Consider the following 17,618-nt stretch of genomic DNA (forward strand, 5'->3'; position numbering starts at 1 on the left):
GGCGCGCGGCGACGCCGAACGGCTGCATCACGCCCGCGATCTGCTGCTGGCGGATCTGCAGGATCCGCCCTCGCTGCCCGAATTGGCCCGGCGGGTGGGCGTCAATGTGAACAAGCTGACGACAGGGTTCCGCAAGCTGTTCGGCCAGAGCGTCTACGCCTTCGTGCGCGAGCGCCGCATGGAGCAAGCGCACGCCTTGCTGGCCGCCGGCGCGTTGACCGTATCCGAGGCGGCCTATGCATGCGGCTACACCGATTCGCACTTCACCAAGGCCTTCCAGCGCCGCTACGGGCTGCTGCCCAGCAGCCTTGCTGCGCGCAATTGATCGCCGGCCTGGCTGCCGCTGCGCCGGGATACTTCCGCAATCGCCAGTAAAACTTCCGCAATCGCCAGCGGGCAAGCCGGCTCCTCTCTAGAATTATTTGAGAATAATTCTCAATAGTGAATAAAGAGGAACGGCGGTGCGTAAACAGGTGAAAACACGGGCGGCCAGACCGCGGCAAGGCATGGCGCGCGTTGGGCAGTGGCCGCTCTGGCTGGCGGTGGCCGCAGGGCCGGCGATGGCGGAGGATGCGCCGTCGCTGCCGGCGGTGACGGTCAGCGGGGAAGGCGTGCCGCAGGAAGCGCCCACGGTGGCCAAGCTGCCACTGACCGTGCGCGAAATCCCGCAGTCCGTCACGGTGATCGGGCAGGAGCAGATGCGCGAGCAGAACCTGCAAAGCCTGGACGACGTCATGCAGCATGCCACCGGCATCACGGTGCAGCCTTATCAGTTGCTGACCACGGCGTACTACGCCCGCGGCTTCAAGGTGGATTCGTTTGAACAGGACGGCGTGCCGGTGCTGATGGGCAATATGGCCGCGTCGCCGCAAGACATGGCGGTGTACGAACGCGTCGAGATCCTGCGCGGCGCCAATGGACTGATGCATGGCGCCGGCAATCCGGCCGCTACCGTGAATCTGGTGCGCAAGCGGCCGCAGCGCGAGTTCTCGTTCAATGGCTCGGTCAGCGCTGGAAGCTGGGACCGCTACCGGGCCGAAGCCGATCTGGGCGGCCCCCTGAACGACAGCGGCAGCGTGCGCGGGCGCATCGTCAGCGCGGTCGAGGACCGTGGTTATTTCTACGACGTAGCCGACCAGCAGTCAGCGTTGCTCTATGCCATCGGCGAGGTGGACCTGGGGCCGCAGACCGTGCTGTCGGCCGGTGTGCAGACTCAGCGCATCCGCTCCACGACCAACATGGCGGGCGTGCCGCGCTACAAGGATGGCGGCGATATCGGCTTGTCTCGGTCCACGTATCTGGATGCCGCGTGGGATCGTTTCAACTGGGACACGACCCGGGTGTTCGCCGACCTGGAACACCGTTTTGGCCAGGGATGGACCGCCAAGGTCAGCGCCAATTACCTGACCGCCGACAGCAACCTGAAGTATGCCGGCGCGTACGGCGCCATCGACCGCCAGACCGGGCTGGGTTCCCGCCTGATGGGCGGCGCCTACAAGTTCGACAACACGCAGGCCAGCGTGGACGCCTATGTCAGCGGGCCGATCCAATTGTTCGGCCGCCGCCATGAACTGCTGTTGGGCGGCAATGCGCAACGCACCACGTCCGAGCAATACACCGGCATGTTCACGCCGGCGTTGAACGTGCCGGTGAACGTGTTCGACTGGGACCCGCACGGCGTGCCGGAACCGGGTGTCGGCCCGTACACGTCGCCGGGCGAAACGCGCTTGAAGCAGCAGGGCGTCTACGGCATGGGCCGCTTTTCGCTGGCCGATCCGGTCACGCTGGTGCTGGGCGGGCGTATGAGCTGGTGGAACCAGACGGCGCCGGGCGCGCGGCAACAGATCGATCCCGAGTTCACGCCCTACGGCGGCCTGATCGTGGACCTGAACTCGCAATGGTCGCTCTACGGCAGCTATGCGCAAGTATTCCAGCCGCAAAGCCAGTTGACGCGCGAAGGCAAGCCGCTGGATCCCGTCACCGGCACCAACTACGAAGCCGGCGTGAAGGGCGAACTGGCCGACGGGGCGCTGAACGTGTCGCTGGCGGTGTTCCAGATCCAGCAGAAGGACCGCGCGATTCAAGACCCCGACTGGCCTTGCGTGGGCAACAACTGCTACTACGTCCAAGGCGGCGAAGTGCGCAGCCGGGGCATCGAAGCCGAGGCCAACGGGCAGATCACGCCCCACTGGTCGGTGGCCGGCGGCTACACCTTCAACACCAGCAAATACGTGAAAGACCCCATCTCGAACGGGCAGCCGTTCGCGAGCTTCACGCCCAAGCACATCTTCCGCGTCTGGACGAACTATGCACTGCCCGTGCTGGACCGGCGCCTGAGCGTGGGCGGCGGCGTGCAGATGCAGTCGGGGTATTCGACGGTCTCGGGTCCCGTGACCTTGCGTCAGGGCGGCGTCACGCTGGTGGATTTGCGCGCGGCGTACCGCGTGGACAAGCACGTGACGGTGGCGTTGAACCTGAACAACGTCTTCGACCGCGGCTACTACCAAAGCCTGTCGGGCACGTCCTGGAACAACCGCTACGGCGAACCGCGCAACGCGATGCTGACGCTGCGCGCGCAGTACTGACCGCCAGCTTCGGGCTGGCGTGCAAGCCGCGCCAGCCCGCTTCACTTACCGGGAGTTTTCACAATGAATACCGAAGAAGCCCTTTTGCCGGGGGCCGTCTTTGACTGGCTGGACCACTTCATGGCGCTGGGCCAAGGCGGCGGCATGCGCCAGGTGGGCAAGGTTCGACGCCTGTCGCCGCAAGACGGCTGGCTGGTCGGCATCAAGGCCGTGGCAAGCGATGCCGACGTGCATGGGGATGTCTGGGAACGCCATCCCGCGGGCGACGAAATGCTGTGCGTGCTGGAAGGGCGCGTGGTGCTGACCCTGATCGAAGACGACGGCGGGCAAACCGACGTGCTACTGGACAACCGTCAGGGCACCGTGGTGCCGCGCGGCGTGTGGCATCGGCTGCACGTGGCCTGTCCTGGAAAGATCCTGTTCGTGACGCCGGGGCACGGCAGCGAACACCGCCGCGTGGCGGCATCCCCCCAATAGGAAACCTGACCGTGAATCGATTGGCAAACGGGCGCCTGTTCATCATGATCGCCGCCCTGTATTTTTCCCAAGGCATCCCGCTGGGCGTGGCGATGGAGGCATTACCCACGTTGCTTCGCCGCGATGGGGCTGGCCTGGGCACGCTGGCCTGGCTGCCGCTGGTCGGTTTGCCGTGGGTGCTGAAGTTCCTGTGGGCGCCGCAGGTCGACAACCGCTGGCGGCCGTCCGCGGGCCGCCGCCGCAGCTGGATCGTGCCGATGCAGTCCATCGTGCTGGCCTGCATGGCGGGCGTGGCGCTGCTGGGCATTTCGTCCGCCAGCGCCACCTGGGTCGTGGGACTGATGGCCGTGGCGTCGTTGGCCAGCGCCACGCAGGACATCGCCACCGACGGGTTGACGGCCGAACGCTTTGAAGGCCAGGCGCTGGCGCGCGCCAACGCCGTGCAGGTGGGCGGCACGATGGTGGGCTTCTTCTTTGGCGGCCCGGGCGCGTTGATCATGGCGGGCTACATCGGGCAAGGGGGGGCGCTGGCCGTATTGACGGCGGTCGTGGCGTTCAGCCTGTTGATGGCCGCGACCTGGCGCGAGACCCCGCTCGACGGCCGGGAATCCGCCGCGCCGCGCCAGCGCGCCTCGCTCGCGGGTTTTGTGCGCCGCCGGGGGGCGTGGGCGCTGGCCGTGGCGGCCTTCCTGTCGGCGATGACGGCGGTGGCGGGCTACGGCCTGTCCAAGCTGTATCTGGTGGACGCCGGCTGGGCGCTTGACGCCGTCGGGCGCATCGGCATGGCCGGCGGCATGGTCACCGTGTTGCTGGGATGCGGCGGGGGCGCCTGGCTGATCGGGAAGCTGGGCGCGCGCAAGGTGCTGGCGCTGGGGCTGGCCGCATCCGGCGCTGCCGCGCTGGCCTGGATGGCGCAGGCCCAAGGCTGGACGCCGGTCCGGCCAGGCATGGCCTTCGCGGCGCAAGGCCTGGGGTCCTTCGGGGCAGGCGCGGCGTCGGTTGCGTTGATGACGCTGGCGATGCGCTTTGCCCGGCAGGGGCAACAATCGGGCACGGACATGACGGCGGTGCAGAGCGCGCGCGACCTGGGCGAAATCCTGACTTCGTCGATGATGACGGGTTTGGCCGCCCAGGTCGGCTATGGCGGCGGCTTTGCCAGCGGCGTGGCGGTGGCCGCCGTCACGTTGCTGTTTACGGCGACGGCCTTGCGGCGCGCGGCGCCGGCTTGAGTCCGGCGGGGCATGGCGTCAGGGGCAGGCGGTAAGGCCGAAGAAGGCGGCGTCTGCCCGCTGGCGGCGAAGCGAGTACACTTGTCCGCCGTTTTGCTATAAGCCCCAGAATTCTCCATGATTTCCTCCGCATGCGGCGTCGACTTCGGTACGTCCAACTCCACCGTAGGCTGGAGCCGCCCCGACCAACGCGCGCTCCTCGCCCTGGAAGACGGCAAGACCACCTTGCCGTCGGCCATCTTTTTCCATGACGAAGACGCCGAGGTCAGCTATGGCCGCGCCGCCATTTCCGACTACCTGGCCGGGTACGACGGGCGCTTGATGCGCTCGATGAAAAGCCTTTTGGGCAGTTCGCTGATCGACGGGTCGACGGAAGTGCAGGGGCGTTCCATCCCGTTTCGCGTCCTCTTGACCCGCTTCATCGCGGAATTGAAGCGGCGCGCCGAAACCGCCGCGGGCCGCGATTTCACGCGCGCCGTGCTGGGGCGGCCGGTATTCTTCGTGGACGACAATACCGCCGCCGACCAGACCGCCCAGGACACCTTGGGCGAGATCGCGCGCAGCGTGGGATTCACCGACATCGAGTTCCAGTTCGAACCGCTGGCCGCCGCATTCGACTATGAATCGCAGATCGACCGCGAAGAGCTGGTGCTGGTCATCGACATCGGCGGCGGCACGTCCGACTTTTCGCTGATCCGCCTGGGGCCGGACCGTGCCGGCAAGGCCGACCGCCGCGACGACATCCTGGCCTACGGCGGCGTGCATATCGGCGGGGTGGATTTCGACAAGCAGCTGAGCCTGGCGCACGTCATGCCCTTGCTGGGGCTGGGCAGCCAGCTGCGCAGCGGCAAGGACGTGCCGTCCACGCAGTACGGCAATCTGGCCTGCTGGCACACCATCAACCAGGCCTATACGCGCAAGGCCGCCGAGCATTTCGCCTACATCCGCGCCGAAGCCGGCGACCGCGAGAAGATCGACCTGCTGCTGAACCTGGTGAAGCAGCGCGCGGGCCATTGGGTGGCGGTGCAGGTGGAAGAGGCCAAGATCGCGCTGTCCGAATCGCCGTCGGCCCGCATCGACCTGTCGCGCATCGCGCCGGAGCTCGGCGTGGACGTGACGCGCCCGTCGTTCGACGCCTGCGTGGGCCGCCTGATCGAAAAGGTCGAGACCACGGTGGGCGCGCTGCTGCGCGATGCCGGCGTGTCCACGGCCGATGTGGATACCGTGTTCTTCACCGGCGGTTCCAGCCGCGTGCCGCGCCTGCGTGAAACCGTGTCGGCGCTGGTGCCGGGGGCGCGCAGCGTGGAAGGCGACCTGTTCGGCAGCATCGGCGCCGGTCTGGCGCTGGACGCCCGCCGCAAGTTCGATTGACCGCGTTGGAACGGCCTGCCGCTTAAGTCGCCAGCATCGCGGGCACACGCGCCGCCAGCGCATCGATGGCGGTGCGTGTCTTGGACGGCAGGTAGCGGGCCTGTGGCCAGACCGCGTGCACTTCCTGGGCGGCCATCCGGTCGCCATGCATCAGGACGTCCAGTTCGCCAGTGCGCACGTAGTGGGTGAGCATCCAGCACGGCAGCCAGGCGATGCCGGCGCCTGCGATCGCGGCGTCCGCAATGGCTTGCAAATCGTCCAGCCGCAGCCGCGGTTGCACCCGCAACCGGATGACCCGGCCTTCCGCATCCTTCACCTCCCACCCGCGCTCCGCCCCGCCATGCGAGTAGACGATGCCGGCGTGTTGCGCCAGTTCGTCGATGGTCATCGGGCGCCCATGCGCCCGGATGTAGGCGGGAGACGCGCCGATGCCCATGGTCTGCATCCCCAGCCTGCGCGCGGCCAGGCTGGCGCTGTCGGGCAATGCGCCCACGCGGATGCCGAGATCGTAGCCTTCCTCGATCAGGTCGACCACGCGGTCGTTGAATGAGATGTCCAGCTGCAGTTGCGGGTGGCGCATGGCCAGGTCCCGCAGGACCGGGGCGACGCAGTGCCGGCCGAACACGAGCGGCGCGCTGACGCGCAAGCGCCCCTGGGGCTCGCGGCGGCCGCTGTCGAGTTCCGCTTCGCCAAGCTGCAGTTCGGCCAGGGCGCGGATGCAGCGGTCGTAGTAGGCCTGGCCGTCGTCAGTCAGGCTTTGCTGGCGGGTCGTGCGGTGGAACAGCCGGACCCCCAGGCGCGCCTCCAGCCGCGCGACCGATTTTCCCACGGCGGACCGCGTGAGGTTCAGGCGATCTGCCGCCAGCGCGAAGCTGCCGGCCTCGACGGCCTGCACGAAGACTTCGATGCCGCCAAGCCTGTCATGCGCACCCGATGTGGCCATGTTGCCTTTCCTGTCTGTATTGGTTCATATTCGGCACCATTGAAACGAATTAATGTCGCCATTGTTGAACTGAATTCCGCATATCTTATCGGTACCCGGCCGCGCTGTCATCGGCAGCCCGACGCGGCCCGCCTCGAAACCGAACAGGAGAACACCATGCAGGCCTACACCGTCATCAACGGCAAAGACATCGCGTCGCTCACGCTTACCACGCGCGAACCCCAGGCGCTGGGGCCGCACGATGTGCGTGTGCGCATCAATGCGGTATCGCTGAACTTCCGCGATCTGATGGTGGCGCGCGGCGACTATCTACAGGGCGCGTCCAGCCCCGTCATTCCGGCGTCGGACGCCGCGGGCGAAGTGATCGAGGTCGGCAAGGCCGTGACGCGCTTCGCGCCGGGCGACCGCGTGATGGGCTCGTTCTTTCCGGATTGGATCGACGGCGACGCCACGCCGGCCACGACGCGCGTTGCGCCGGGTGCGGCGACGGACGGCGTGCTGTCCACGGAACGCGTTTTCGCCGAGACCGCCTTGGCGGCCACGCCGCCCTCGTTGAGCGACGAGCAGGCCTCGACCTTGCCTTGCGCGGCGGTCACCGCCTGGAACGCGCTGTTCGTCGCGGGCGGCGCCAAAGCCGGGCATACGGCGTTGTTCCTGGGCACGGGCGGCGTATCGGTCTGGGGACTGCAATTGGCGAAGGCGGCCGGCCTGCGCGCCATCATCACGTCCTCCAGCGCCAGCAAGCTGGAACGGGCCCGGGCCATGGGCGCCGATGGCCTGATCAACTACCGCGATACGCCTGACTGGCAGGATGAAGCCTTGCGCCTGACCGACGGCGAGGGCGCGCATGTCGTGCTGGAAGTGGGCGGCGAAGGCACGCTGGCGCGCTCCGTGGCGGCGGCGCGCATGGGCGGGACCATCGCGGTGATCGGCGGCGTCAGCGGGTTCGCGGCCGTGCCGGTGGCGCCCTTGGCGCTGATCGCCGGCAGCAAGCGCTTGCAAGGCATCTTCGTGGGCAGCCGCAGGATGCTGGAGGACGTGGCGCGCTTCGTGGAAGTGGCCGGCATCGTGCCGGTCATCGACCGGGTTTTCGGTTTCGACGAAGCCCCCGCCGCTTTTGAACACCTGGCGTCGGGCGGCCATTTCGGCAAGGTCGTCATCCGGGTCGCCAAGTAGCCCGGGGCAGGGCGCAGAAGGGCAGGCCGCGCGGGCGGCGATGGTAAGCTGCATTGCTTGCTGAAGGCGCTCCCGCGCCAGCCTGTCCCAAGACACCCTCAGACCCCTACGCGCCCTCATGACCCGCCCGACCGATACCCATCTTGTTGAAACGCTGGTGACCAGCGAAGCGCCTTATGAAGGCAGCTTCCTGAAGATTCGCCGGGACACCGTCAGCCTGCCCAACGGCAATACGGCCACACGCGAATACGTCGTGCATCCCGGCGCGGTCGTGGTGATCCCCTTGCTGGATGACGGCCGCGTCTTGCTGGAGCGCCAGTTCCGCTACCCCATCGGGCGTGTCATGACGGAGTTTCCCGCCGGCAAGCTGGACCCGGGCGAAGACCCGCTGGTCTGCGGCAAGCGCGAACTGCTGGAAGAAACGGGCTACACCGCCGACCAATGGGCGCACGCGGGCGCCTTGCATCTGGCCATCGCGTATTCCACCGAGATCATCCACATCTTCTTCGCCCGCGGCTTGCGCGCCGGTCCGCGGCAACTGGACCAGGACGAGTTCCTGGACGTGATCAGCGCGGACCCCGCCGAATTGCTGGCGGCGTGCAGCAAAGGCGAAGTCACCGACGCCAAGACGCTGACCTGCGTGCTGTGGATGCAGAACGTGCTGTCCGGCGCCTGGCAGCTGGACTGGCAAGACAACGCCGGCTGACATGCCCGCGTTCCCGGTCCTGGTCCAACCTGCCGGCCTGCGGTTCGACGCGGACGCGGGCACGCCCGTCCTGCTGGCCGCGCAGGCCGCGGGCATCAAGCTGCCCAGTTCGTGCCGCAACGGCACCTGCCGGGCCTGCATGTGCCTGATGCTGGAGGGCTCGGTGGCCTACCGCATTGAATGGCCAGGCCTGTCGCGCGACGAGAAAGAAGAAGGCTGGATCCTGCCCTGTGTCGCGCACGCCACGGCGCCGCTGGAGATCCAGGCGCCGCTTGCGGCGCCGATCGAAGCTGCACCGGCCACGCCGGCCGTGGCGCGGCCCCTTACCGGCGCGCGGCGCTAAACGCGACCACCGGCAGCAGCCCCACGGCCATGCCGGCCGCCATGCCCAGCGCCATGCCGCCAAAGGGCGAAGCCCCCAGCAGCAGCGCCGCCATCACCCCCAGCCGCGCGCCCAGCACCATTCCGACAGCCATCGCCACTGCGCAGAGCAAGCGTTGCGCAAGCGGCGGTGCGGGCACGCGTCCCGGGGGCCATGGCGCCAGTGCCGCCAAGCCCATCGCCGCACTGCTGGCGGGCATCAGGGCGCCATGCCGCCAAGCCATGTCCAGCAGCCCGCCCGGCGCGCCGCATTCGCTTGCCAGCAGCGCCGCAGGCGTCACGCGCGTGTCGATCCACAGGCCCACCGCCATGGCCGCCAAACAGGCCAGCCACAGCGACGCCATGGCGCGCGCGCCGTCAGGCGCAAGCGTGGCACGCCTTCGGCGCGTCGTCGTAACGGTCATGGTGGCGGACCCAGTCGCCCAGGTTGAAGTGGGGGCCCGTTTCGTTGCGGCCCAAGGGCGCGAAATCCAGGTAGTTATAGGCGCCGGCCAGGCGCTCCACGCCGCGCTCGAATGCCGAATAGGTGTGAAAGATCTCGCCGTCGGGATCAAGGAAAAAGGCGCTGGCGCCCGAACGCTCTTCGACGCTGCCATCGGCCTGCGGCACCGAGGCCTGGAAATCGAAATTGAAGTCGCAGCCCTCGGACGAGAACCAATCGAAGCGCCAGCCCATGCGCCGTTTGAACGCATCCAGCTTGGCCAGCGGTGCGCGCGACACCGCCACCACCGACACGTCGTGGTGACGCAGGTGCATCAGCGCGCTGTCCAGGTGGTCTGCCAGGAACGAGCAGCCGACGCAGCCTTCTTCCCAATCCGGCCCGTACATGAAATGGTAGAGGACCAGTTGGCGTTTGCCGCCGAACAGGGCGGCCAAGCCTAGCGGTCCGCTTGCGCCCTGGAATCGATAAGGCTTATCCACCCGTACCCAGGGCAGGTCCAGGCGGTCGCGGGCCAGGGCGTCCTGGGCGCGGGTCATCGCCTTTTCGCGGACAAGCAGGGCCTCGCGGGCGGCGTCCCATTGGGGACGGGATACGACAGGATGGGGGGTCTGCATCGTAGGACTCCTTTGCGTGGCGGGCCTGTCGGGCCCGGGCAAGGCAACAGCCGTTCAGGCCTCGCTTGCCAGATGGTCCGCCAGCCGGTCCATCGCACCTGCCCAGCCGTGTTCGTGGCCGTCGCGGGTTGCCTGATCGACAAACGGGGTTTGCAGGAAGGCCAGTTCAGTGCCGCCCTGCGCGGGAACGAATTCAAGGGTGATCAGCGATGTTTCTTCAGGGGTGTCGCGCCACGCCCAGGTAAAGACCAGCCGGCGCAGCGGTTGCACGTCGTGGTACTGGCCGCTGGCGTAATGCGACTGCCCGTCGTCGGTGACGAAGCCCACCAGGTAGGCGCCGCCCACGCGCACGTCGGTCTCGGCCACCAGCACTTCTCGCGTGCCGGCCGGACCGAACCAGCGCATCAGCGCTTGCGGGTCCGTCCAGGCGCGCCAGACCCGGTCGACGGGGGAGGTGAAGCGCCGCGTGAGCCGGAGCTCGAGGGGGGCGTTGTTGGAGCGGGTTCGGCTTGCCATGGGTGGATCTCCTCGTCGTGGTACAGGTACCGGGCCAGCGAATCCAGTTGGCCGTTCCAGAACTTCTCGTAGCGGGCCAGCCAGTCGGACGCCGCGCGCATCGGTTCGGGCGACAGCGTGCAGCTGACTACCCGTCCGTCCTTGGCGCGGCCAATCAGCCCGGCGTCTTCCAGCACCCGCAGATGCTTCATGAAAGCGGGCAGCGACATGGCGTGGGGCCGGGCCAGTTCGCTGACCGATGCCGAGCCCTGTTCCAGGTCGGCCAGCACCTGCCGGCGGGTGCTGTCGGCCAAGGCCGAAAAGATGCTGTCGAGCGCGTCGTCGTTTAAGTTAACCATAAGGTTAAGTATCAGCCCGAAGAACTGCCGGCGTCAAGCCGGCAGCGTCGGGAATTTCCCTAGGTCAATCGTGCCGGTGCATCGCCGACTGGTGCTTGGTGTCTCGCATCGTCGCGTACACCAGCAGGGACAGGAAAATCACGCCGGCCAGGTAGTAATAGAACCACGCCTCGTGTCCTTGCTGCTTGAAGAACAGGGCGATGGCAGGCGCCGTGCCGCCGAAGATCGACACGGTGACCGCATAGGGCACGGCGACGCCGGTGGCGCGGATGTTGGTGGGGAACAGCTCGGCCTTCACCACGGCGTTGATCGACGTATAGCCGGCCGTGAATACCCACGCGCCGCAGATCAGCAGGAAGGCGATGAAGGGCGAGCGGGTATTGGACAAGGTCATCAGGATGGGCACCGTCAGCGCGGCCCCCGCCACGCCGAAGAAGATCAAGAGCGGCTTGCGCCCGATCTTGTCCGACAGCGCGCCATATAGCGGCTGCAGGATCAGCGCGAAGATCAGCGAGGCCGCGATGATGTAGGTCGTGGTGATGTCCGTAAAGCCCGACGTCTGCCGCACGAAGGTCTGCATGTAGGTGGTGAAGGTGTAGAAGGCCGCGGTGCCGCCGGCCGTCAGCCCCACCACGATCGCCACCTCGCGCGGATACTTCATCAGGCCGCGCAGCGAACTGGTCTTCGGCTTGGTCTTCTGCGCTTCCTTGTACGAGTCGGTCTCGGGCATGTCGCGGCGCATCAGCGCGGTCACGATGGCCAGCAGGGCGCCGATCACGAAGGGGATGCGCCAGCCCCATTCCACCAGCTGCTCGTGCGTCAGGAACACGTTCTGCAACAGCAGCAGCACCAGGATTGCGCAAAGCTGGCCGCCGATCAGGGTGACGTACTGGAAGCTGGAATAAAAGCCGCGGTGTTCCGGGTCGGATATCTCGGTCAGGTAGGTGGCGCTGGCGCCATACTCGCCGCCCAGGCTCAGGCCTTCGATCACGCGGGCCAACGCCAACAGCGCGGGCGCGGCCAGGCCGATGGTCGCGTACGTGGGCGTCACGGCGATGATCAGCGAACCCACGCACATCATCACCACCGACACCATCAGCGATATCCGCCGCCCGTGCCTGTCGGCGATGTGGCCGAACAGCCAGCCGCCCAGCGGGCGCACGATGAAGCCGGCCGCGAACAAGGTGGCGGCATTCAATTGCTGGACGACGGGGTCATGCGAGGGGAAGAAGGCGGGCGCGAAATACAGGGCGAAAGCGGTATAGGCGTAGAAGTCGTACCACTCGACCAGGTTGCCCATGGAGCCGACGAAAATGGCCTTGATGCGGCGTTTGGCGTCGGGCATGGCGAGATACGTTTGCGTCATAGCTGTTCTCAGGTGAGCTTGTCGGGAGTCGCCGGACACGCGACCGCGCCTTGTCCTCGCCCGTCAAGATCGCAAGGCCAGCCGCGAAATGGAACATGCATCGCGGTATCTTGCGCCTGCCCACGCCGAAATGCACGCAATGGCGAACAGTTTTCATTCAGGTTTTTGTCAGGGTTGGCGACGCGCCAGCGCCCTGCAAGCGGCTGCGGCGTTACTTGCCGCGCGGCTTGATGATGTCGCAGGCGGCGGCCCGGTCGCCGGCCTGGGCGCCGCTGCCCAGCAAGGCCTGGGCGCCGCAGACGGAGCCGAACATGCCTTTGTTGTCGTGCCCCACGCCGCCGACCTCGAAGCTGCTGCGGTGCAGCGGCACCGGCTTCGCGCCGCGGGCGGCCAGCACGTATTCGTATTGCACGTAGGCGGTGCCGCGGGCCAGGCGCGTGGCGCCTTGCGCCTCGGCGCCGCAGGTCTTGTCCAGCAGGCGGTGCTCGGGGTTGTTGTCCGCCCCGCCCAGCAGATAGATCACGTCGCGGGCGGCATAGCGCACGAACAGCCGCGTGTCGTCGGTTTCGCGCGCGTACGGCGGCAGCTTGTCGGTGCCGTACTTGTACTGGTTGTAGGTGGGGCAGATGCCGCGTTCGTACGGCGCGTAGCCTTTGCCGTCGGCACGTGGGCGCTCGTTGGTCAAGTACAGGTAGGACGAGGGGTTCGCGATCACGTAGCGCAGCGCCAGCCCGTCGCGGCGCAGCGGGCCGTCGGTATTGTTCAGCACGGCATAGCGCTGTACCAGTTGTCCGCCTGCGGAGTGCCCGGCCAGCACGATGTTGGCCAGGGTGGGCAGGCGCTTGCGGTCGTCCAGGCTGCGCAGCAGATCATCCAGCACCTGGAACGAGGTGACGGGAGCGGGCCGCCCCGCGGCCTGGATGCTTTCTTCGCCTTCTTCCCAGCTGGCCTTGCGCCACGCGGCCATGCCGCCAAATCCCGAATCGATGGACCCGGGGAAGCGGGGAGCCAGGACCAGCGTGTCGCGTGCGCGGTCCGGATTGCGCGCCAGCAGGCCGGCTGCGGTGTCGTAGTAGCGGTCGGCGTCGCGCTTGACGCCATGGATGACGATCAGGACCTGCTTGATATCGCGCAGGTCGTCGCGGGCCAGGTCGCGGTTAGCATAGACCGGCATCTTGTACCGATGCCCTGGCTTGCCCAGTTCCACCGTCTGCCAACGCAACGGCGTGGCGCGCTTGGGCGCGGGAACGGTTTCGTCGTAGTCGTAGGGGTCCGGCAGCGGCGTCTGCGCGCGCACGGCCAAGGGGGCCAGCGTTGCAGCCAGGGCCAGCGCGGCCCCCAGTCGGCGCCCGAAACGCCCGCGCGCGGGCGCGTGCGGCAGGGTTCGGGGCGCGGAAGGGGCGGGGGCGCGGCGCATGGCGCGGCCTGGCGTCAGCAGGTCTCGAGGCCCAGCAACTGCTTGAGCGCAGGCAGATCCAGGATGCGGACTTCGCGCTGGTTGATCTTGATCAGGCCTTCGCGCGCGAAACGCGAGAACAGCCGGCTGACCGTTTCCAGCGTCAGGCCAAGATAGTTGCCGATTTCTTCGCGGCTCATGCGCAGCACGAATTCGGTCGACGAATAGCCCAGCGAGGCATAGCGCTGCGACAGGTTCAGCAGGAAGGCCGCCAGGCGCTGTTCGGAACGCATGGCGCCCAGCGACGCCAGCATCTGGTGCGAACGCGTGATTTCGCGGCTCATCAGGCGCCGGAACTGCTGCTGCAGCGACGGCAGGTGCGCAGCCACGCGGTCCACGTCGCTCAAGCGGATGACGCAGACTTCGGAGTCTTCCAGCGCGACCGCAGCCGACACGTGCTTGCCTTCCAGCATGCCGTCCATGCCGACGATTTCGCCGGGCAGGTGAAAGCCGGTAACCTGGATCTGGCCGGTCGCGTCTTCCAACTGGGTCTTGATGCTGCCAAAGCGAACGCTGTAGACGGCGTCAAGCGGGTGATCCAGCGAATACAGCGTCTTGCCCTTTTCCAGGCGCACACGCTCTTTCACCAGCTCGTCCAGTTTTTCCACTTCGGCGGCGGCCATTCCCACGGGCACGCACACGTGTCCCAACATGCAGGTGGAACAGTGGGCGCCATCAGGGGCAACGGGAACCCGTTTTTGCATACGATGACCTCTATAGTGCCCGTTGCGCGCCGGGGAGGGCGAAACGGGTGTAAAGCGTGAAGACAACGCCTATTGTAGTCTGTTGTTACTACGGCCGTCTTACGGGCGGCCGCCGCCCGTCCGGCCGTGCCGGTGCGCGATCCAGTCCTCGCCGGGGATATCGACCGCGGCGCCTCGCAACGCCGGGTCGATGGGGTAATACTGGCAGCGGATTTCGGCATTGCCGTGCGTCGCCGATTCCAGGCGCGCGGCGATTTCGCGGCGCACAAAACAGCAGGGCTGTCCGGGCACGTATTCTTCGATTTCGTCCATCAGCGCGATGAGCGCGGGCTCCACCAGGTAGACCTCGCCCCGCACCCGGCGGCCATCTGCGACGGGGATCAGGCCGGGCCAGTTACCGAAGTCGACCAGCATGCCGGGCACGGAGGCCGCGCCCACCAGCCGGGCGGCGGGCAGGCCCCGTTTGGCGACCGCTTGCGCCAGATCATTGATTTCGCCGGCGCGTAGGGTACCGTAGACAAAAACGTATATGCTCATAGGTCGGATTGTTGCTGCACGTCGTAGCAAAACAAGTGGCCGGATGGTGTTGAAATTCTCTCATCTGTCCGCATATTCAGGATATCGAGCCAGCCGGCACGTATCGGTCAGGCTCCCCAACAAGCCAAACGACCATTATGCGATTCGACAAACTGACTACCAAGTTCCAGCAAGCCTTGGCCGACGCCCAAAGTCTGGCCGCCCGTAACGACCATCCCTACATCGAACCCGTCCACGTGTTGTCCGCCTTGCTGTCCGATCCGGACAGCGGCGCAGGCAGCCTGCTGGCGCGCGCCGGTGTGGCGGTCAACCGCCTGCAACCCGCGCTGGAAAGCGCGATGAAGTCGCTGCCGCAGGTGCAGGGCGACGACAACGTGCAGGTCGGCCGCGACTTGAACGCGGTTCTGACCCGCACCGACAAGGAAGCCGCCCGCCGCGGCGACACCTACATCGCCAGCGAGCTGTTCCTGCTGGCGCTGGCCGACGACAAGGGCGAGGCCGGCCGCATCCTGCGTGAAGCGGGCCTGCAGAAAAAGGCCCTCGAGGCCGCGGTCGACGCCGTGCGCGGCGGCGAAAACGTGTCCGGCGCGGAAGGCGAATCCAACCGCGAAGCCCTGTCCAAGTACACCATGGACCTGACCGAGCGCGCCCGCCAGGGCAAGCTCGACCCGGTGATCGGCCGCGACGACGAAATCCGCCGCACCATCCAGATCCTGCAGCGCCGCACCAAGAACAACCCGGTCCTGATCGGCGAACCCGGCGTGGGCAAGACCGCCATCGTCGAAGGCCTGGCGCAGCGCATCGTCAACGACGAAGTGCCCGAGAGCCTGCGCGGCAAGCGCGTGCTGTCGCTCGACCTGGCCGCGTTGCTGGCCGGCGCCAAGTTCCGCGGCGAATTCGAAGAACGCCTGAAGGCCGTGCTCAAAGAGCTGGGCCAGGACGACGGCAGCAACATCGTCTTCATCGACGAGCTGCACACCATGGTCGGCGCGGGCAAGGCCGAAGGCGCGATGGACGCGGGCAACATGCTCAAGCCGGCGCTTGCGCGCGGCGAACTGCATTGCATCGGCGCGACCACGCTGGACGAATACCGCAAGTACATCGAAAAGGACGCGGCGCTGGAGCGGCGCTTCCAGAAGGTGCTGGTCGACGAGCCCGACGTGGAATCCACCATCGCCATCCTGCGCGGCCTGCAGGAACGCTACGAGATCCACCACGGCGTCGAGATCACCGACCCGGCGATCGTGGCTGCGGCCGAGTTGTCGCACCGCTACATCACCGACCGCTTCCTGCCCGACAAGGCCATCGACCTGATCGACGAGGCCGGCGCGCGCATCCGCATGGAAATCGACTCCAAGCCGGAGGTGATGGACAAGCTGGATCGCCGCATTATTCAGCTGAAGATCGAGCGCGAAGCCGTCAAGAAGGAAACCGACGACGCGTCCAAGCGCCGCCTGGGCGTCATTGAAGACGAACTGGAAAAGCTGCAACGCGAATACAACGACTTCGAAGAAATCTGGAAGGCTGAAAAGGCGGCCGTGCAAGGCACGCAGGCCATCAAGGAAGAGATCGACAGCGTGCGCGCCGAAATGGCCGAATTGCAGCGCAAGGGCCAGTTCGACAAACTGGCCGAGCTGCAATACGGCAAGCTGCCGGACCTGGAATCGCGCCTGAAGGCCGCTGAAGTGGGCGCTGCGCAGGCCGCTGAAAACGCCGAGGGCGACGAAACCCGCCCGCGTCTGCTGCGCACCCGTGTCGGCGCCGAGGAAATCGCCGAGGTGGTGTCGCGGGCCACGGGCATCCCCGTGTCGAAGATGATGCAGGGCGAACGCGAGAAGCTCCTGCACATGGAGGAATTCCTGCACAAGCGCGTGGTGGGTCAGGACGAGGCCGTGCGCCTGGTCTCCGATGCCATCCGGCGTTCGCGTGCAGGCCTGGCGGACCCGGCGCGGCCTTACGGCTCGTTCCTGTTCCTGGGCCCCACCGGCGTGGGCAAGACCGAGTTGACGCGTGCGTTGGCCGAATTCATGTTCGACTCCGAAGAGCACCTGATCCGCATCGACATGAGCGAATTCATGGAGAAGCATTCGGTGGCGCGGCTGATCGGCGCGCCGCCCGGATACGTGGGCTACGAAGAGGGCGGCTACCTGACCGAGGCCGTGCGCCGCAAGCCGTACAGCGTGATCTTGCTGGACGAAGTGGAAAAGGCGCATCCGGATGTCTTCAACGTGTTGCTGCAAGTGCTGGATGACGGCCGCCTGACCGATGGCCAGGGCCGTACGGTGGACTTCCGCAACACGGTGATCGTGATGACGTCCAACCTGGGCTCGCATCACATCCAGAGCCTGGCGGGCCAGCCGTACGATGTGGTCAAGGAAGTCGTGTGGGGCGAGCTCAAGCAGACCTTGCGGCCTGAATTCCTGAACCGCATCGACGAAGTGGTCGTGTTCCACGGTCTGGAGGCGCAGCACATCGAGTCCATCGCCCGCATCCAGCTGCGCCGCCTTGGCGCCAGGCTGGAGAAGCAGGAAATGCGGCTGGAAGTCACCGAATCCGCCTTGGCGGAACTGGCCCGCTCCGGTTTCGATCCGGTGTTCGGCGCACGCCCCTTGAAGCGCGCGATCCAGCAGCAGATCGAGAACCCGGTGGCCCGCCTGATCCTGGAAGGCAAGTTCGGCCCACGCGACGTGGTGCCGGTGGATTGGCAAGACGGCGAATTCGTCTTCACCCGAACCTTGCAGTAAGCGGTGGCAGCATGAAAAAGCCCGGCAGCGATG

General features: G+C 66.9%; 18 protein-coding genes. 9 read left to right on the forward strand and 9 right to left on the reverse strand.

The window, feature by feature from the left end; genetic code table 11:
* The 5 genes from ACO6D5_RS23870 to ACO6D5_RS23890 all read left to right on the forward strand — a co-directional run.
* The coding region (locus ACO6D5_RS23870; RefSeq protein ID WP_485826750.1) for a helix-turn-helix transcriptional regulator at window positions 1-325 on the forward strand (325 nt) is incomplete at its 5' end.
* A 181-nt stretch (window positions 326-506) separates the two neighbouring features.
* Window positions 507-2,585, forward strand: a complete 2,079-nt coding sequence (locus ACO6D5_RS23875; RefSeq protein WP_485826751.1) for a TonB-dependent siderophore receptor — start codon at window positions 507-509, stop codon at window positions 2,583-2,585.
* Between the two features lie 63 nt (window positions 2,586-2,648).
* Window positions 2,649-3,062, forward strand: coding sequence for a cupin domain-containing protein (locus ACO6D5_RS23880; RefSeq protein ID WP_315529488.1), 414 nt, complete (start codon window positions 2,649-2,651; stop codon window positions 3,060-3,062).
* A 44-nt stretch (window positions 3,063-3,106) separates the two neighbouring features.
* The gene (locus tag ACO6D5_RS23885) at window positions 3,107-4,291 is read left to right on the forward strand and encodes a RhtX/FptX family siderophore transporter (RefSeq protein WP_485826759.1); all 1,185 of its coding nucleotides are present in this window, start codon (window positions 3,107-3,109) and stop codon (window positions 4,289-4,291) included.
* 117 nt (window positions 4,292-4,408) lie between these two features.
* Window positions 4,409-5,662 (forward strand): Hsp70 family protein, encoded by a 1,254-nt coding sequence (locus ACO6D5_RS23890; protein ID WP_315529484.1) that lies wholly within the window; start codon window positions 4,409-4,411, stop codon window positions 5,660-5,662.
* Window positions 5,663-5,684: 22 nt separating this feature from the next.
* Here the strand turns inward: ACO6D5_RS23890 and ACO6D5_RS23895 are convergent, their stop codons facing one another.
* On the reverse strand, window positions 5,685-6,605 hold the full coding sequence (locus ACO6D5_RS23895) for a LysR family transcriptional regulator (protein WP_485826752.1): 921 nt from the start codon (window positions 6,603-6,605) through the stop codon (window positions 5,685-5,687).
* A 156-nt stretch (window positions 6,606-6,761) separates the two neighbouring features.
* Between ACO6D5_RS23895 and ACO6D5_RS23900 the strand changes: the two genes are divergently transcribed.
* From ACO6D5_RS23900 to ACO6D5_RS23910, 3 genes are all read left to right on the forward strand, one after another.
* Window positions 6,762-7,781 carry a zinc-dependent alcohol dehydrogenase family protein gene (locus ACO6D5_RS23900; protein ID WP_485826753.1) on the forward strand — a complete coding sequence of 340 codons (1,020 nt, stop codon included), beginning with the start codon at window positions 6,762-6,764 and terminating at the stop codon, window positions 7,779-7,781.
* Between the two features lie 118 nt (window positions 7,782-7,899).
* Window positions 7,900-8,487 carry an NUDIX domain-containing protein gene (locus ACO6D5_RS23905; protein WP_006225374.1) on the forward strand — a complete coding sequence of 196 codons (588 nt, stop codon included), beginning with the start codon at window positions 7,900-7,902 and terminating at the stop codon, window positions 8,485-8,487.
* Between the two features lies 1 nt (window position 8,488).
* Entirely contained in the window at window positions 8,489-8,830 is a 342-nt protein-coding gene (locus ACO6D5_RS23910) for a 2Fe-2S iron-sulfur cluster-binding protein (protein ID WP_485826754.1), read from the forward strand.
* Here ACO6D5_RS23910 and ACO6D5_RS23915 read toward each other — a convergent pair.
* The 8 genes from ACO6D5_RS23915 to ACO6D5_RS23950 all read right to left on the reverse strand — a co-directional run bounded on the left by ACO6D5_RS23915 (window position 8,811) and on the right by ACO6D5_RS23950 (window position 14,841).
* Window positions 8,811-9,272: a hypothetical protein gene (locus tag ACO6D5_RS23915; protein WP_485826755.1), complete on the reverse strand. Its 462-nt coding sequence runs from the start codon at window positions 9,270-9,272 to the stop codon at window positions 8,811-8,813. The genes ACO6D5_RS23910 and ACO6D5_RS23915 overlap by 20 nt on opposite strands.
* Window positions 9,226-9,924 carry a DUF899 domain-containing protein gene (locus ACO6D5_RS23920; protein ID WP_485826756.1) on the reverse strand — a complete coding sequence of 233 codons (699 nt, stop codon included), beginning with the start codon at window positions 9,922-9,924 and terminating at the stop codon, window positions 9,226-9,228. The genes ACO6D5_RS23915 and ACO6D5_RS23920 overlap by 47 nt, the downstream gene beginning before the upstream one ends.
* Window positions 9,925-9,978: 54 nt before the next feature.
* Window positions 9,979-10,440, reverse strand: a complete 462-nt coding sequence (locus ACO6D5_RS23925) for an SRPBCC domain-containing protein (protein ID WP_315529473.1) — start codon at window positions 10,438-10,440, stop codon at window positions 9,979-9,981.
* Complete coding sequence (locus ACO6D5_RS23930; RefSeq protein WP_315529472.1) at window positions 10,329-10,778, reverse strand: metalloregulator ArsR/SmtB family transcription factor; 450 nt, start codon at window positions 10,776-10,778, stop codon at window positions 10,329-10,331. Before ACO6D5_RS23930 ends, ACO6D5_RS23925 begins: the two co-directional genes overlap by 112 nt.
* Window positions 10,779-10,842: 64 nt before the next feature.
* Window positions 10,843-12,144, reverse strand: a complete 1,302-nt coding sequence (locus ACO6D5_RS23935; protein ID WP_006225380.1) for an MFS transporter — start codon at window positions 12,142-12,144, stop codon at window positions 10,843-10,845.
* A gap of 211 nt (window positions 12,145-12,355) precedes the next feature.
* On the reverse strand, window positions 12,356-13,561 hold the full coding sequence (locus ACO6D5_RS23940) for a hypothetical protein (RefSeq protein WP_485826757.1): 1,206 nt from the start codon (window positions 13,559-13,561) through the stop codon (window positions 12,356-12,358).
* Window positions 13,562-13,575: 14 nt separating this feature from the next.
* The gene (locus ACO6D5_RS23945) at window positions 13,576-14,304 is read right to left on the reverse strand and encodes a helix-turn-helix domain-containing protein (RefSeq protein ID WP_006225382.1); all 729 of its coding nucleotides are present in this window, start codon (window positions 14,302-14,304) and stop codon (window positions 13,576-13,578) included.
* 99 nt (window positions 14,305-14,403) lie between these two features.
* Window positions 14,404-14,841, reverse strand: a complete 438-nt coding sequence (locus ACO6D5_RS23950) for a gamma-glutamylcyclotransferase family protein (protein ID WP_485826758.1) — start codon at window positions 14,839-14,841, stop codon at window positions 14,404-14,406.
* 137 nt (window positions 14,842-14,978) lie between these two features.
* Between ACO6D5_RS23950 and clpB the strand changes: the two genes are divergently transcribed.
* Window positions 14,979-17,585, forward strand: coding sequence for an ATP-dependent chaperone ClpB (gene clpB, locus ACO6D5_RS23955; protein WP_315529468.1), 2,607 nt, complete (start codon window positions 14,979-14,981; stop codon window positions 17,583-17,585).
* Window positions 17,586-17,618: the final 33 nt, after the last annotated feature.

Source organism: Achromobacter sp., assembly GCF_057314935.1.

What these genes read in the sequence shown, in the direction of transcription:
- ACO6D5_RS23875 (WP_485826751.1), top strand. Translation starts at nt 507, where the DNA reads ATGGCGCGCGTTGGGCAGTGGCCGCTCTGGCTGGCGGTGGCCGCAGGG.
- ACO6D5_RS23880 (WP_315529488.1), top strand. Translation starts at nt 2,649, where the DNA reads ATGAATACCGAAGAAGCCCTTTTGCCGGGGGCCGTCTTTGACTGGCTG.
- ACO6D5_RS23885 (WP_485826759.1), top strand. Translation starts at nt 3,107, where the DNA reads ATGATCGCCGCCCTGTATTTTTCCCAAGGCATCCCGCTGGGCGTGGCG.
- ACO6D5_RS23890 (WP_315529484.1), top strand. Translation starts at nt 4,409, where the DNA reads ATGATTTCCTCCGCATGCGGCGTCGACTTCGGTACGTCCAACTCCACC.
- ACO6D5_RS23895 (WP_485826752.1), bottom strand. Translation starts at nt 6,605, where the DNA reads ATGGCCACATCGGGTGCGCATGACAGGCTTGGCGGCATCGAAGTCTTC.
- ACO6D5_RS23900 (WP_485826753.1), top strand. Translation starts at nt 6,762, where the DNA reads ATGCAGGCCTACACCGTCATCAACGGCAAAGACATCGCGTCGCTCACG.
- ACO6D5_RS23905 (WP_006225374.1), top strand. Translation starts at nt 7,900, where the DNA reads ATGACCCGCCCGACCGATACCCATCTTGTTGAAACGCTGGTGACCAGC.
- ACO6D5_RS23910 (WP_485826754.1), top strand. Translation starts at nt 8,489, where the DNA reads ATGCCCGCGTTCCCGGTCCTGGTCCAACCTGCCGGCCTGCGGTTCGAC.
- ACO6D5_RS23915 (WP_485826755.1), bottom strand. Translation starts at nt 9,272, where the DNA reads ATGACCGTTACGACGACGCGCCGAAGGCGTGCCACGCTTGCGCCTGAC.
- ACO6D5_RS23920 (WP_485826756.1), bottom strand. Translation starts at nt 9,924, where the DNA reads ATGCAGACCCCCCATCCTGTCGTATCCCGTCCCCAATGGGACGCCGCC.
- ACO6D5_RS23925 (WP_315529473.1), bottom strand. Translation starts at nt 10,440, where the DNA reads ATGGCAAGCCGAACCCGCTCCAACAACGCCCCCCTCGAGCTCCGGCTC.
- ACO6D5_RS23930 (WP_315529472.1), bottom strand. Translation starts at nt 10,778, where the DNA reads ATGGTTAACTTAAACGACGACGCGCTCGACAGCATCTTTTCGGCCTTG.
- ACO6D5_RS23935 (WP_006225380.1), bottom strand. Translation starts at nt 12,144, where the DNA reads ATGACGCAAACGTATCTCGCCATGCCCGACGCCAAACGCCGCATCAAG.
- ACO6D5_RS23940 (WP_485826757.1), bottom strand. Translation starts at nt 13,561, where the DNA reads ATGCGCCGCGCCCCCGCCCCTTCCGCGCCCCGAACCCTGCCGCACGCG.
- ACO6D5_RS23945 (WP_006225382.1), bottom strand. Translation starts at nt 14,304, where the DNA reads ATGCAAAAACGGGTTCCCGTTGCCCCTGATGGCGCCCACTGTTCCACC.
- ACO6D5_RS23950 (WP_485826758.1), bottom strand. Translation starts at nt 14,841, where the DNA reads ATGAGCATATACGTTTTTGTCTACGGTACCCTACGCGCCGGCGAAATC.
- clpB (WP_315529468.1), top strand. Translation starts at nt 14,979, where the DNA reads ATGCGATTCGACAAACTGACTACCAAGTTCCAGCAAGCCTTGGCCGAC.